Below are 12,542 nucleotides of genomic sequence, written 5' to 3' on the forward strand. Positions count from 1 at the left end.
CATCGAATTGAAGCGCCACGGCCCATGGCTGCAAGGCCAGTCGGAAACGGGCTCGATGAAGGCAGTCTAGCCTGCACGGCGACCGACCCGGCATGCACCGTGTGCGCATTGCCCCGCCGAACCCGACGCCGCTGGCGATGGTGCGAGTGGTCATCCGCTCAGGCCTGCGTCTTCACATAGGCGGCCGGTGCCTGGCCGACCATGCGCTTGAAGTCGCGCACGAAGTGGGCCTGGTCGAAGTAGCCCAGGCGCAGCGCCAGCTCGGCGTCCGGCCTGGCCTGGCCGCCTTGCAGCAGCGCCAGCGCCTCGTGCAACCGGTAGCGGGCAATCACCCACTTGGGGCCGATGCCGACGTGGAGGCCGAACAGGCGCTGCAACTGGCGCACGCCGATGCCGGCGATGTCAGCGAGCTGGTCCACGGTGGTCAGCCCCGGGTCTGCGGCAATGCGCTCGACCAGTTCGCCCATGGCCTGCGCGCGGGCGTCCGGCGGCGGCAACTGCGCGGCCAGCAGCGCCTCGGCCTGCGCACACAGCACGGCCATGCCCGGAAATTCGGCGTGCGCGGCGAGGGCATCGGCAGCAGGCCCGAAGACCTCCGCGGCCGGGATGGAACGGTCGGTCAGGCGGCTCACCGGCTGGCCCCAGAACGGCCCGAAGGCGGCGGCGCGGAACTTGATGCCGAAGGCCCAGCCGCGGCCCGCCAGCAGCTTGTTGAAGCGCGCCCGGTGCACGCCCCACAGGCGTGCCTGGCCGTCTTCCACCACCAGGTGCACATTCGGGTGTGGCAGGGTTTGCTGCTGCTGGTCGGGCAGGCCGCGCAGGTCCCAACCCACGTGCCAGAAGTGGTCGACCCAGGGTGCCAACTCGGCCGAGGGCGCTTCGCGCAGATGGACGAAGCGGGCCGGGTCCAGGCGCTGGTTCAGCACGCCGCGGGCGGGGCCGGGAACGGTGCGGGACACGGCAGGTCGCGTTTTTCCAATCATCGGTGGCGGTGCCGCGGTGCAATGCGGCGCATGGAGGTGAACATGAACCCGTCGATCGATCGCCGATGCTTGCTGCGGGCCGTGGCCGCAGGCAGCATCGGCTTGAGCGTGGCAGCACCCAGTGTCGCCCAGACCAGCCGAACAGGAGCACAGATGCAAGCCAAGGGAACATTCGAAGTCACGCTGCCCAGCCAGCCGGTTGCCCCCGGCACCGAGGCGGCGCAGTTGGGCCGCAAGGCCATCCACAAGACCTTCCAGGGCGACCTGCAGGCCACCAGCCTGGGCGAGATGCTGGCCGCCGGCACGGCCACGCCGGGCTCGGCCGGCTATGTGGCGATGGAGCGGGTGGAAGGCACGCTTGCCGGGCGCCGCGGCAGCTTCGTGCTGATGCACTTCGGCGTGATGGACAAGGGCCAGCCTTCGCTGACCATCCGCGTGGTGCCCGACTCTGGCACCGGCGAGCTGGCGGGCCTGAGCGGCACGATGAACATCGACATCCGCGACGGCCAGCATTTCTACCAGCTGGACTGGCAGTTGTCGCCGCCTTGAGTCGCCAACGTGCGCGTGCGCACGGACGGGACGCTGCCCAGGCGCCACCATGGAGGTGCACCCCATCCGAGTCAGGAGCCCACCATGTTGAACAGCATCCGCCACATCACCGGCGCCATCATGTACGGCGAGGACGGCAGGATAGGCACCGTCAGCGGGGTGCTGTTTGACACCCGCACCTGGGTCATCCGCTACCTGGCCGTCGATCTGGAGCACGAGCAGCGCGGTCGCAGCATCCTGGTCTCGCCACGCTTCATCCGGCGCTCGTTTGACCGCTCGAACGAAATCGAAGTCACGCTGACCCATGCGCAGGCCGCGGGCAGCCCTTCGGCCCGGCAGACCCGGACGCTGGCGGAGCCGAACGAGCGGGACATGCTGCCCCGCATCGAGCCAGGGGACCGGCCACGCAGCGCGGGCCCGGCCGCTGCAGCGCAGCCGGCTGCCGCGCTGGACGCGCATGTCTGCAACAGCCTGGAGGTGAACGGCTGCGAGGTGCATGCCCTGGATGACACGGTGGGCGAAGTGCGGGACTTCTTCTTCGAAACCGAGACCTGGCGCATTGCCTTCCTGCTGGTCGACACCAATGGCCGGGGGCCAGGCGGGCGCAAGGTCCTGCTGGCCCCGGCCTCGGTCGACAAGCTCGACCTGGTGCGAGGCACCGTGCACGTGGCCCTGACCAGCGAGCAGGTCAGGGGGGCGCCGGAGTACCACGAGATGCTCCCGGACAAGGTGGTCGCGTGATCCGGAGATAGGGCATGGAGTTCAAGGACTACTACAGGATCCTCGGCGTGCCGCGGGACGCGACGCCCGAGCAGGTCAAGAAGGCCTACCGCAAGCTGGCGCGCAAGTACCACCCGGACGTCAGCAAGGAGGCCGACGCGACCGCGCGCATGGTCGAACTCAACGAGGCCAACGAGGTGCTGGGCTCGCCTGGACGACGGGCCGCGTATGACCAGCTGCAAAGCCAGCCGCATGCACATGACGGGCAGGACTTCCGGCCCCCGCCGAACTGGGACGAAGGCTTCGCCTTTGCCGATTCGATGGGCAGCGAGGCGGACCACAGCGACTTCTTCGAGCAGCTTTTCGGCCGGGCGGCGCGCAGCCGCCGCGCGAGTGCCCGCCATGGCAGCTTCGAGGCGCAGCCGGCGCACAGGGGCAGCGACCATCACGCCAGCATCGAGCTGGACCTGCTGGACGCCTACCAGGGCGGCGAGCGCACGATTGCCTTGCGCAGCAGCCGGCTCGATGACGCCGGCAGGGTGGTGGCCGACGAGCGCAAGCTGGCCGTGAAGATCCCCAAAGGCGTTCGCGAAGGCCAGCACATCCGCCTGGCCGGACACGGCAGCCAGGGCTCGGGCGGTGGTGCGGCAGGGGACCTGCTGCTGGAAATCCGGTTCAAGCCGGACGCACGCTGGCGCGCCGAGGGCCGCGACGTCTACCAGCGCGTGCCGCTGTCCCCGTGGGAAGCGGAGCTGGGCTGCACGTCCACCTTGCGCACACCGGGCGGCGAAGCCGAGGTCAGTTTTCCGGCGGGCTGGAAACGTGGGCGCAAGCTGCGGCTCAAGGGCCGCGGCATTCCGGGCCAGTCGCCCGGCGATCTCTACCTTGAGCTGGACCTGGTGCTGCCGCCCGCCACGACCGATGCCCAGCGCGCCGCCTACGCGGCCATGGCCCAGGCCTTTCCCGCATTTGATCCGCGAGCCTGGACGGGAGCCTGAGCATGCACCACGCACCACGCAGGCCTGCACTGCAGCACGAGCTGCTGGGCGAGGCGGCTTTCACCGCCGAGGACATTGCCCGTGCCTGCGGCATGGCGCTGGCATGGGTGCATGAGCACGTGGCAGCCGGCGTGCTCCGGGTGGACGCGGTCGAGGACGACGGGCTTGCTGCCTCGCGCCGGTTCGGCAGCATCACGCTGCTGCGGGCCAGGCGCATCGCCCAGCTGGAGCTCGTCTTCGACGCCGACCCGCAGCTGGCGGCACTCACCACAGACCTGATCGAGGACGTGGCGCAGCTGCGCCGTCAGCTGCTGCTGTCTCGCGGCGGGGATGGCGGCGAGGGCGACGGGGGCGGGAACGGCAACTGAGCCGGGCTGGCATGCCCGTGGGCAGACCAGGGTGGCCCTGGCCACGCAGGCAGCAGGTTGAGCTCGGTTTCACGCGCCGCGCTCATGGCCAGCGCAGACAGCACCAACTGCTCGTTCGCGCTCCGCAGCAATGCCATCGCGTTGCGCGTGCTGGCGTGCAGCAGTGCCGCCGAGAGCGGGGCTGTGTCAGGCGGCGCATGTGCCTGCTGCAGGGCAGCCTGGGCGAAGCGAAAGCCGTTGCCGCCGGCATGCTTGACCCGGTACATCGCCGCGTCCGCGGCGTCCAGCAGCGTCTGCGCGTCGGTGCCGTCGTCAGGGTAGAGGCCGATGCCGATGCTCGCGGCCAGCGCCACCTCGTGCTGACCGACGTGGGTCAGCGAGCTGACCGCGGCGAGCATCTTGCGGGCCACCAGCATCGGGTCGCCCGGCTCGCTCACCTCGGCCAGCAGGATCACGAATTCGTCGCCTCCCAGGCGGCACACGGTGTCCGTCTCGCGCACGCAGGCCGTCAGGCGCTCGCCGATCTCCACCAGGATGCGGTCGCCAATGGCGTGGCCCAGCGAGTCGTTGTGCCACTTGAAGTGGTCCAGGTCCAGGAACAGCAGCGCCAGCCTGGCTTCGTGCCGCTTCGCCCCGGCGATGGCCTGCACCAGCCGGTCGGCCAGCAGCGTGCGGTTCGGCAGCCGGGTCAGCGGATCCAGCTCGACCGAGCGGGTGGCTTCGCCCAGCGCAATGGTGCTGCTCTCGACGTCGCTCCGCAGGCGCAAGGCCTCCAGCACCAGCTGCTCGTTGGCCTGCAGCAGTTGCATCATGCGGTGCCCGCCCAGCTCGGCCTGGGCATCGCGCAGGTCGGCCAGCGTGCGCGCCAGCGCCAGGTAGGCCTGGTCGATTTGCCGATTCAGGTGGCTCAATTCGGCGACGGCGTCGGCATGCAAGTGTTGGCCCGGCGCATTGATCATGGTCTGTTTCCAGTCAAGCGCGTCGCGGGGTGCCGGCTCAACCGGGGATCAGCGGCAAGGTGACGGTGAACTGGCTGCCGTGGCCTTTGCCGGCGCTGGTGGCTTCGACCTGGCCGCCATGCGCGCCCACCAGTTCCCGCACCACGGTGAGGCCAATGCCCAGCCCCGCGCCGTTGAAGCCGATGGCATGCGGGTCCTGCACAAAGGGCTCGAAGACCCTGGGCAGGGCCTCGGCGGTGATGCCGATGCCGTTGTCGGCCACCGTCAAGACCAGGGTCGTGTCGCTTGCCGTTGCCGTCAGCAGGATCTCCCCGCCGATGGGCGTGTACTTGGAGGCGTTGTCCAGCAGGTTGCACAGCACCTGCATCAGGCGCACCGGATCGCCGTCCACGTCCAGCGGGCACTCAGGCACCGTCACCACCAGCAGCTGCGTTCGCGCGTCCATCGCCGGCCGGCAGCATTCCACGGCCTCCTTGATCAGGGTGGCCACGTGCACCGTCTGCCGTTCGATGCGCAGTTTGCCGGTGTGCAGGCGCGAGACGTCCAGCAGGTCGCCGATCAGCCGGGTCATGTGGGCCACCTGGCGCTGGATGATGGCCTGCAGCTGCTGCAGGCGGGCGTCGTCCGCGTGCCCCTTGAGCATCAGCGTTGCCGCGATGCGCAGCGGGCCCAGCGGGTTGCGCAACTCATGCGCCACCACGGTCAGCACCTCCATCTGCCGGGTCCGTGCCTGTTCGGCCGCCGCCTGCAGCGCCTGGGCCGCCAGCGCAGCCAGCACCAGGTGCTCGTTGGCTTCGTGCAGCTGTTCGCGCCAGGCCTCGCGCTCGCGCCGGACGCGGTCGTCATTGACCAGGTGCAGGCCGGGCAGCACCACGGCGCGGGCCGCGGCCTGCAGCGCCAGCAGCGGATCCTCGGGCGGGAACGCAAAGTGGCGCAAGCCTTGTCGCCTGGCCTCATCGAGGGCGGCTTGCGCGCGCTCGATGAGCGTGCCTGCACTCTGGCCGTCGTCCGGGTAGAGGCTGATGCCAATGCTGGCGGCCAGCGTGATCAGGTGCTCGCCGATCTGCTGGGGCATGGCCGTGGTGGTGGCCAGCGCGTCCGCCAGCACCATCACGTCTTCTCGTTGGCGCACATCGGTCAACAGCACCAGGAACGCGTCGCCGCTGTGGCGGCTCACGCTGTCGCCTGCATCCACCAAGGAGGCCAGGCGCTGGGCCGCGCGCTGCAGCACCTTGTCGCCTGTCGCATGGCCGAAGTGGCTGTTGATCTGGCGGAAGTCCTTCAGGTCCACCAGCAGCAGCGCGACCTGCTGGCCGTGCCGGTTCGCGTTGCCAATGGCCTGCGTCAGGCGGTCGCGCAGCAGCGAGGGATTCGGCAGCCCGGTCAGCAGGTCCCGGTCGCTGGGCGCGGAGGCGTACCGCAGGGCGTGTTCGGCGGCCAGCGCGGCCCGGTCGGCCTCCTTCTGGATGCGCAGTGCCGACAGCAGCAACTGCTCGTTGGCCGCCCGCAGGTCCGGCGGGGGCGCTTCGGCCGGCGGATGGGCCAGGGCAATCGCAGCCTGCAGATGGGCCAGCTCTGCACGCGCACGGTCCACCTGCTGCTGCAGGTCAGCCAGCTGAGCGCTGGCCTGGACCGTGGCGGGCTCAACCACTGCCTGCCCCTGCCGACTGCACCTGCCGCTCGCCTCCTGCCTTCTGCGTGGGGCTGCCGCCCAGCAGGCCCTCGTAGGCGCCCAGCCGGTGGCCGATCTGGATGCCGTCGTCGTTGATGCTGAACAGGCGCAGCTCGTCGGAATGGGCGCTGGCGCGCACCTTGACCACCGCCATCACGCGCAGCAGCCGGCTGTCGACCTCGATGTAGCGCTGCACGATGATGGCGTCCGTCAGGAAGGCGGTGCCGTAGGGGCTGAAGCGCAGGTCGGTGTAGCGGTCTTCCAGCTCGGAGGTCATCATCACCGTGACGCCGGCGCTGACCAGCGTGGTCACCAGGCGCGACAGCGAGGCGCGGAAGTCCTCCTGGAAGGTGGGCGCGATGGCCAGCTCGAAGCCCGACAGCGAATCGATCACGACCCGCTGCGCACCGAGCCGCTGGATGGCCTCCAGCACGCGCTGCACCATCTCGTCGATCGACAAGTCCGGCGCGTGGCTCTGGACCAGCGCCACCTGCCCGCTGTCGATCAGTTCGGCCAGCCGGCGCTTGCGCGAGCGCAGCGGGTGCTGCTCGAAGGCGGCGATCACGCCCGTCTGGCCGCAGCGCACGCCTTCGGCCAGGAACGTGGCTGCCAGGATGCTCTTGCCCGAACCCGAGGGACCGGCCACCAGCACCGAGTAGCCGCGCGGCACGCCGCCGCCCAGCATCTCGTCCAGCCCCGGCACGCCGGTGAGCAGGCGGGCCGGTTCGTCCGATGAGTCCGCAGAGGCTGCCTTGGGTGGCCCTGCGGCAGGGCCGGCGGGGGCGAAGACCTCCAGCCCGGCGCTGCCAATGCGGAAAGTGTGCAGGCCGGGCAGCGTGGCCTGGCCGCGCATCTTCTTGATCTCCAGCTTGCGCACCATGGAGTTGCGATGCACGCTTTGCTGCAGCCAGATCAGACCATCGGCCACCGTGAACACCGGATTGGCGTCGATCTCGGTGAAGTATTCGCCAATCAGGAAGGTGGTGGCCTGCCAGCTGGTCATCAACATCCCCAGCCGCTGCAGGAACTGCTGCAGTTCGGCCGCGGCGTTGCCGCTTGCACTGGTGGCGATGGCCACCGAGCGGAACGAATCCACCACCACCAGCCCCGGCGAGCTCTCCTCCACTTCGGCGGCAATGCGGCGAAGCACCTTGTCCAGGTCGCCCTCGTGGGCCGCCTCGGCGAGGCTGACGAAGCGCACCGAGCGGTTCACCGCTTCGCTGTCGAAGAAGTCGAACTGCTGCTGGTAGCGCAGCATCTTCAGCGGCGGCTCGCCCAGCACGGTGAAGTACAGCGCACTGCGGGCCGGCGTGGCCATCGCGAACATCATCTGGTGCGCCAGCGTGGTCTTGCCGCAGCCCGGCGGCCCGGCGATGAGGTTGAAGGACAGATCGGGCAGGCCGCCGCCCAGCACGGCGTCCAGCCCGGGCACGCCGGTGGGCAGGCGGTTGATCTTGACCCGGCCGCGCGCAGGCGGCACTTCCGGCGGCAGTGCGGGCGGCGTTCCGCCTTTGGGATGGTCCGGTGCGCTCATCGGTGCTGCACCTCGCGCTGCGCATCCTCGTTGCCAGGCTCCCACAGAGGGCCCAGCAGGCGCCGCGCGAGCGGATCGCCGATCAGGCTGCCCAGCAGCTCGCAGAAGGTGTGCAGCAAGGTGCTGCCGCCACGCAAGGCTTCCGTGCTGGCCTGCTGGGCCACGACGGATTGCAGCGCCGACAGGTCGATGCTCTGCGGCGCTTCATGAGGCACCGGCAGCCAGGGGTGCGAAGTGGCCGTGAGGTAGAGGCTGCGCTCGTAGAGTGCCGCCATGCCGCGGTGGCCGATCACCGGCGCCAGCGAAGCCTCGATCTCCAGCCAGATCGACACCATGGCTTCGGCGACCTGCGCCGCATCGGCGTCGTGATCGACCTTGCCCGCCAGCGGCAGCGCGCCACGCCTGCCCGGCACAGCCTGCCTCGGCGGCGAGCCGGCACTCGCTGCAGCGTCTGCCGTGCCTGCAGCGGCTGGAGGAGGGGTGTCCGTCAATCGAAGCGTTGCAGGCATGGCATGCTCGTGGCCGATCTTGCTCATCGAATGGCCGAACCGGTCAGGCCGACGGCACCCGGCGCTGACGGTGCCAGGGCGGCAGTGGGGTGGGGCATGAGAAGTCCTCCGAGGCTGGGTGCTTGCCAAGTGATGTCTGAACGTGTTGGGCAGGACCCCAAGGGGCTGTGCGGAGAGGTTGAAGGGCAACGGACATGCCAAAGCGAAGCGCTCTTGCTAAGGAGAACTGCGCAACTGGGTACACGCTAACCGCGCCTGCCGGGAACGTCTGTGCGCTGTCGCACCCTCGGGTGCCTGCAGCATTTGCGTTGTGTCGCACCTTTGACAGCCCGGGCGGCAGCGCAGGGCCTGGCGAGGGTTTGCAGTTCAGCGCCAGAGGCACATGAAAGCGCAGAATCGTCGGGTTGAAAGGATGGTCCCCATGGAACAAGTCTTCACGATGGCAGCGCTGGACGCCCGAATACAGCAGATCGAGGTCCACATCGACCAGCTGCAGCTGCACCTGGCCACGGTGAGCCTGCATGCCGACCGGCGCGAGGCGCTGAGCCGGCTGCTGGTGCTCAAACGCTCGCTGGTGGCCTGGCAGACGCAGCGCATCCTGTTGCGCATCCGGCGCCAGGCCGCGCCATTTGCTGGGGGCTAGCGCCCGCTGTGTGCGTTGGCAGACAGACCGGGAACGCCGCTGTCACGCATGCTGCTGAAGCATGCACTGGAACTTGCGCCGCAAGTTTCGGGTGGAAAAGCGGCAAGCGCCCTCCGAGGCGCCGTCGCTCAAGGCTGTCGGGACAGGAGTTGCGATGAAGAAGCGCCATGGGGGCGGATTGCTGCTGGCAGGCCTGCCCTGGCCTGCCGAAGGGCAGTTGCTGCCGGCCAGCGAGCGGGCCGAGCTGGCGCGCCAGGGCGCCAAGGCGGCGGCGCGCGGCGAGACCAGCGAGGTCAATCCGATGGCGGGCCTGATGAACCTGCCGGCGGCGACCGGCGAGCCGCGGGCCCGCTGGGCCATGCGGTACGAGGCCTGGCAGGCCGGCCACGACGCCCATCGCTCAGGCAAGCCGGACGCGCCGTCGTCAGGCCCGGAAGCAGGGCATGACACCCATCAGTGAGGTTCGCGCCGGTGTGGCCACTGCCTGTTTCGAGTTGCTTTACGAGTCGCTGCATGGCGGACGGGGCTTTTCCTTCCCTTGCAATGCGGGCGGCGAAGTCGAGATCGACCAGCTGAGCGACAACGGCAGGAGGTTCTACCTGGTGGCCAGGGCGCTGGTGGGCTCGGAATACGCGATACCGCGCGTCCGGCCCGTGCTGCCCAGGGATCCCAACGCATAGCGATGCGGCCCCCCGGCGTGTGCTGCCATACTGCCTGACCAGTCCGGCCCGGGTTGCCGCCCCGGCACCCGTCGGCACTGGCCCCTGCGGGAGGCGCCATGGCGAGCAGTCCAGATCCGAAGCAAAACCGCCTGCTCGCGGCCTTGCCTGCCGACGAATGGGCCAACTGGTTGCCCATGCTGGAGCCGGTGGAGTGGCCATTGGGCGAGGTGCTCTACGAGTCCGGCATGGGCATGACCCATGTCTACTTCCCCACCACCGCCATCGTTTCGCTGCTGTATGTGATGGAAGACGGCGACTCGGCCGAGATCGCCGTGGTGGGCAATGAAGGCATCGTCGGGATTTCGCTGTTCATGGGCGGCGAGACCACCACCAGCCGCTCGGTGGTGCAAAGCGCGGGGGCCGGTTTTCGCATGCGCGGCCCCTTGCTGAAGGCCGAATTCAGCCGCTCGGTCGCGGTCATGCACCTGCTGCTGCGCTACACCCAGGCGCTGATCACGCAGATGGCGCAGACGGCCGTCTGCAACCGCCACCATTCGCTGGACCAGCAGCTGTGCCGCTGGTTGCTGCTCAGCCTGGACCGCCTGCAGGGCAACGAGCTGGTGATGACGCAGGAGCTGATCGCCAACATGCTGGGCGTGCGCCGCGAGGGTGTGACCGAGGCGGCGGCCAACCTGCAGCGCGCCGGGCTCATCCAGTACCGCCGCGGCCACATCACCGTGCTGGACCGTCCCGGGCTGGAGCGGCGCACCTGCGAGTGTTATGCCGTGGTCCGGGCGGAGTACGAGCGCCTGCTGCCCAGGGGCGGCAGCAATGCCGCCAGCGGCAGCGGCCGCGAGCTCACGGCGTGCGATGGTGCTGCATGAAAAACCGCAGCATGGCCTCGGTGGCGTCCGGTCCGCGAGGGTCGGTGTAGGAGCCTGCCGGCCGGCCGCCTGACCAGGCGTGGCCAGCGCCGTGCACCAGCCAGTGTTCGGCGAGCGCGCGGCCGTCGGGCCGGCGGTAGACGCTGCGGGTGCAGTGGCGCCCCGAGACATCGTTGACCAGCTGCTGTTCGGCCACGGCCCCGGCGCCCACGCAGGCGGCGATCACCGCGGCGCCGTTGCTGGGGTGCACCGTGGTGTCGGCGTCGCCATGGAAGACGATGGTGGGCACGGCGATGGGCGCTGCGCGGCTGGCACCACCCTGGCCCTTCATCGCCGCCAGTGCGGAGGGCAGGTCGGCCGCGGCACCCGGTGCCAGTCCGGAATGCACACCCACCGCAGCAAACAGCTCGGGATAAAGCGCGCCGAGGATGGCCGCCATCGCGCCGCCGGCCGACAGCCCGGCCACGTAGACCCGGCTCGCATCGATGCCGTGTTCGGCAATGAGCTGCTGCGTCATGCTGGCCAGCAGCGCCGGCTCGCCGCGGCCGCGCTGCTGGTGGTTGTGCTTGAACCAGCTCCAGCAGCGCTGCGGGTTGGCCTGGGTGGACTGCGCCGGGTACAGCACCGCGAAGCCCTGCGCCAGCGCCGCCGCGTTCATGGCGGTGCCGGCGGCGAAGTCGTCCGGGTTCTGGGTGCAGCCGTGCAGCATCACGACCAGCGGCATTGGCCCTTCGCCAGCGCCGGGTGGCACGAACAGCTTGTAGTCCCGCTGGCCGGCTGCGCATTCGTGCGTGCCGGAGAGAAAGCCTGCGATGCCGCCGGCGGTCGGTCGTGCGGTGCTGGCTTCGGCCCGTGCTGCGGCAGGTTCGCGCGGCAGCTCGGTGGCCTGCACGTCGATCACGTCCGGCGGCGCGGCGGTGGGCGTGGCTGCCGATGAAGAGGGCGAGCGCCAGGGCTGGCCCATTGGGCCCATGGCGTTGCGCAGCAGCTCGGTGGCCGCCTGCAGCTGGCCTGAGCGGGTCAGCCGTGTGGCTTGCGCCAGCGTGTTCTGGAAAGGCAGGGGCATGGGGGCTTTCGGGGGAGGATCGGGGAGGAGGAAGGCATGGGCGTCAGCTGTAGCGGATGCGCCCGGCCAGCGCGTGTTTGACTTCGCTGCTGGCGCGCAGCGCGCCCAGCACGGTGAGGGATTCGATGGTCGCCAGCGCCAGCTCGGGCGTCACGTCGGCCGCCAGCGAGGCCAGTCCCAGCACACGGATCTGCAGCTGCTGGCCCGCCGCCTGCACCGCCTGCAGGTCGGCCGCGCTGTAGTGCTGGATGCCCAGCACCAGCGTCTTGCGCAACACCACCTGGCGCACCGCCTCGGCGTGGCTGCCCAGGTGCTGGCGAATGGCGGTGCGGATGAAGTCGCTGCGGTTGGCGTAGAAGCCTTCCTGCACCAGCAGGTCGATCTGGCCCAGGTCCACATAGCCCAGGTTCAGCGTGATCTTCTCGTCCGTGGGTGTGAGGGCCGGTGCGGCATGGGCAGTTCGTCTGGGCATGGTTGCATCATACGACCATCCACTTGGATGGTATTCGCATCACCGGATCACCATCATGGCATTGGCCGGCAGACGTTGCCCAGCGCACAGACAGCCCGCGCCGACCGCGGCTCAATGCCGTTTTGCCTCGCCAAGGAGCCGCCATGTCAGATCCCACCCAAGCCATGCAATCCGCCATCCAGCCGCTGGTCAAGCTGACCCAGGCCAACATGGCGCTGCTGACCCAGTTTTCGACCTCGCCCGAGGTCAGCTCGCTGTCCCAGGTCAACACGCAGGACCTGCTGCAGCAATGGCAGAAGTCCTCCGGCAGCCTGATGCAGTCCAATGCCTTTGCGCAGCTCGGCCAGGGCCTGATGAAGAACTACACCGAGTTCTTTGCCGAGCTGGGCCAGAACGCGATGAGCGCGATGGCCCAGGGCCAGGCCGAGATGAGCCGGCGCGTGCAGGAGGCCGGCGACAACGTGATCGACGCCACCAGCGAACGCAGCAAGCGGGCGCGCTGATCGACCGGGGGGCCGCGCGC

At 69.6% G+C, this 12,542-nt stretch carries 16 protein-coding genes; 9 read left to right on the top strand and 7 right to left on the bottom strand.

What is annotated here, in order from left to right:
* Positions 1-158: 158 nt before the first annotated feature.
* Positions 159-959: an AraC family transcriptional regulator gene (locus tag LRH25_RS33090; RefSeq protein ID WP_231011289.1), complete on the bottom strand. Its 801-nt coding sequence runs from the start codon at positions 957-959 to the stop codon at positions 159-161.
* A 177-nt stretch (positions 960-1,136) separates the two neighbouring features.
* Between LRH25_RS33090 and LRH25_RS12775 the strand changes: the two genes are divergently transcribed.
* From LRH25_RS12775 to LRH25_RS12790, 4 genes are all read left to right on the top strand, one after another.
* Complete coding sequence (locus tag LRH25_RS12775; protein ID WP_141288016.1) at positions 1,137-1,532, top strand: DUF3224 domain-containing protein; 396 nt, start codon at positions 1,137-1,139, stop codon at positions 1,530-1,532.
* 84 nt (positions 1,533-1,616) lie between these two features.
* Positions 1,617-2,273 carry a PRC-barrel domain-containing protein gene (locus LRH25_RS12780; protein ID WP_141288017.1) on the top strand — a complete coding sequence of 219 codons (657 nt, stop codon included), beginning with the start codon at positions 1,617-1,619 and terminating at the stop codon, positions 2,271-2,273.
* Between the two features lie 14 nt (positions 2,274-2,287).
* Positions 2,288-3,250: a DnaJ C-terminal domain-containing protein gene (locus LRH25_RS12785; RefSeq protein ID WP_141288018.1), complete on the top strand. Its 963-nt coding sequence runs from the start codon at positions 2,288-2,290 to the stop codon at positions 3,248-3,250.
* 2 nt (positions 3,251-3,252) lie between these two features.
* The gene (locus tag LRH25_RS12790; RefSeq protein ID WP_141288019.1) at positions 3,253-3,618 is read left to right on the top strand and encodes a MerR family transcriptional regulator; all 366 of its coding nucleotides are present in this window, start codon (positions 3,253-3,255) and stop codon (positions 3,616-3,618) included.
* Here LRH25_RS12790 and LRH25_RS12795 read toward each other — a convergent pair.
* From LRH25_RS12795 to LRH25_RS12810, 4 genes are read right to left on the bottom strand one after another with little or no spacing between them, the layout of a single operon-like run.
* Complete coding sequence (locus LRH25_RS12795) at positions 3,555-4,577, bottom strand: GGDEF domain-containing protein (protein ID WP_141288020.1); 1,023 nt, start codon at positions 4,575-4,577, stop codon at positions 3,555-3,557. The two genes, LRH25_RS12790 and LRH25_RS12795, sit on opposite strands and share 64 nt — an antisense overlap.
* A 37-nt stretch (positions 4,578-4,614) precedes the next feature.
* Positions 4,615-6,228 carry a diguanylate cyclase domain-containing protein gene (locus LRH25_RS12800; protein WP_211361402.1) on the bottom strand — a complete coding sequence of 538 codons (1,614 nt, stop codon included), beginning with the start codon at positions 6,226-6,228 and terminating at the stop codon, positions 4,615-4,617.
* On the bottom strand, positions 6,221-7,783 hold the full coding sequence (locus tag LRH25_RS12805; RefSeq protein WP_141288021.1) for a DUF7125 family protein: 1,563 nt from the start codon (positions 7,781-7,783) through the stop codon (positions 6,221-6,223). Before LRH25_RS12805 ends, LRH25_RS12800 begins: the two co-directional genes overlap by 8 nt.
* Entirely contained in the window at positions 7,780-8,292 is a 513-nt protein-coding gene (locus LRH25_RS12810; RefSeq protein ID WP_231011290.1) for a hypothetical protein, read from the bottom strand. The genes LRH25_RS12805 and LRH25_RS12810 overlap by 4 nt, the downstream gene beginning before the upstream one ends.
* Positions 8,293-8,713: 421 nt before the next feature.
* Here LRH25_RS12810 and LRH25_RS12815 point away from each other — a divergent pair, with 421 nt between their 5' ends.
* From LRH25_RS12815 to LRH25_RS12830, 4 genes are all read left to right on the top strand, one after another.
* Complete coding sequence (locus LRH25_RS12815; RefSeq protein WP_141288023.1) at positions 8,714-8,935, top strand: hypothetical protein; 222 nt, start codon at positions 8,714-8,716, stop codon at positions 8,933-8,935.
* A gap of 154 nt (positions 8,936-9,089) precedes the next feature.
* Complete coding sequence (locus LRH25_RS12820; RefSeq protein ID WP_231011291.1) at positions 9,090-9,395, top strand: CrpP-related protein; 306 nt, start codon at positions 9,090-9,092, stop codon at positions 9,393-9,395.
* Positions 9,379-9,615: a hypothetical protein gene (locus LRH25_RS12825; RefSeq protein WP_141291986.1), complete on the top strand. Its 237-nt coding sequence runs from the start codon at positions 9,379-9,381 to the stop codon at positions 9,613-9,615. Before LRH25_RS12820 ends, LRH25_RS12825 begins: the two co-directional genes overlap by 17 nt.
* A 98-nt stretch (positions 9,616-9,713) precedes the next feature.
* A complete protein-coding gene (locus tag LRH25_RS12830; RefSeq protein ID WP_141291985.1) occupies positions 9,714-10,481 on the top strand; it encodes a Crp/Fnr family transcriptional regulator in 768 nt (255 codons plus the stop codon).
* On the opposite strand, the gene LRH25_RS12835 is transcribed toward LRH25_RS12830, so the two are convergent.
* Entirely contained in the window at positions 10,456-11,547 is a 1,092-nt protein-coding gene (locus LRH25_RS12835) for an extracellular catalytic domain type 1 short-chain-length polyhydroxyalkanoate depolymerase (protein ID WP_231011292.1), read from the bottom strand. The genes LRH25_RS12830 and LRH25_RS12835 overlap by 26 nt on opposite strands.
* Positions 11,548-11,590: 43 nt before the next feature.
* Positions 11,591-12,019 carry a ribbon-helix-helix domain-containing protein gene (locus LRH25_RS12840; RefSeq protein ID WP_141291665.1) on the bottom strand — a complete coding sequence of 143 codons (429 nt, stop codon included), beginning with the start codon at positions 12,017-12,019 and terminating at the stop codon, positions 11,591-11,593.
* Between the two features lie 143 nt (positions 12,020-12,162).
* Between LRH25_RS12840 and LRH25_RS12845 the strand changes: the two genes are divergently transcribed.
* A complete protein-coding gene (locus tag LRH25_RS12845) occupies positions 12,163-12,522 on the top strand; it encodes a hypothetical protein (protein ID WP_141291667.1) in 360 nt (119 codons plus the stop codon).
* Positions 12,523-12,542 lie beyond the last annotated feature (20 nt).

This window comes from Ideonella azotifigens (genome assembly GCF_021043325.1).
Taxonomy (GTDB): Bacteria; Pseudomonadota; Gammaproteobacteria; order Burkholderiales; family Burkholderiaceae_C; genus Ideonella; species Ideonella azotifigens.

Bases quoted from the DNA above. Each gene is read 5' to 3' on its own strand.
- LRH25_RS12775 (WP_141288016.1), top strand. From the start codon at position 1,137: ATGCAAGCCAAGGGAACATTCGAAGTCACGCTGCCCAGCCAGCCGGTT.
- LRH25_RS12780 (WP_141288017.1), top strand. From the start codon at position 1,617: ATGTTGAACAGCATCCGCCACATCACCGGCGCCATCATGTACGGCGAG.
- LRH25_RS12785 (WP_141288018.1), top strand. From the start codon at position 2,288: ATGGAGTTCAAGGACTACTACAGGATCCTCGGCGTGCCGCGGGACGCG.
- LRH25_RS12790 (WP_141288019.1), top strand. From the start codon at position 3,253: ATGCACCACGCACCACGCAGGCCTGCACTGCAGCACGAGCTGCTGGGC.
- LRH25_RS12795 (WP_141288020.1), bottom strand. From the start codon at position 4,577: ATGATCAATGCGCCGGGCCAACACTTGCATGCCGACGCCGTCGCCGAA.
- LRH25_RS12805 (WP_141288021.1), bottom strand. From the start codon at position 7,783: ATGAGCGCACCGGACCATCCCAAAGGCGGAACGCCGCCCGCACTGCCG.
- LRH25_RS12810 (WP_231011290.1), bottom strand. From the start codon at position 8,292: ATGCCTGCAACGCTTCGATTGACGGACACCCCTCCTCCAGCCGCTGCA.
- LRH25_RS12815 (WP_141288023.1), top strand. From the start codon at position 8,714: ATGGAACAAGTCTTCACGATGGCAGCGCTGGACGCCCGAATACAGCAG.
- LRH25_RS12820 (WP_231011291.1), top strand. From the start codon at position 9,090: ATGAAGAAGCGCCATGGGGGCGGATTGCTGCTGGCAGGCCTGCCCTGG.
- LRH25_RS12825 (WP_141291986.1), top strand. From the start codon at position 9,379: ATGACACCCATCAGTGAGGTTCGCGCCGGTGTGGCCACTGCCTGTTTC.
- LRH25_RS12830 (WP_141291985.1), top strand. From the start codon at position 9,714: ATGGCGAGCAGTCCAGATCCGAAGCAAAACCGCCTGCTCGCGGCCTTG.
- LRH25_RS12835 (WP_231011292.1), bottom strand. From the start codon at position 11,547: ATGCCCCTGCCTTTCCAGAACACGCTGGCGCAAGCCACACGGCTGACC.
- LRH25_RS12840 (WP_141291665.1), bottom strand. From the start codon at position 12,019: ATGCCCAGACGAACTGCCCATGCCGCACCGGCCCTCACACCCACGGAC.
- LRH25_RS12845 (WP_141291667.1), top strand. From the start codon at position 12,163: ATGTCAGATCCCACCCAAGCCATGCAATCCGCCATCCAGCCGCTGGTC.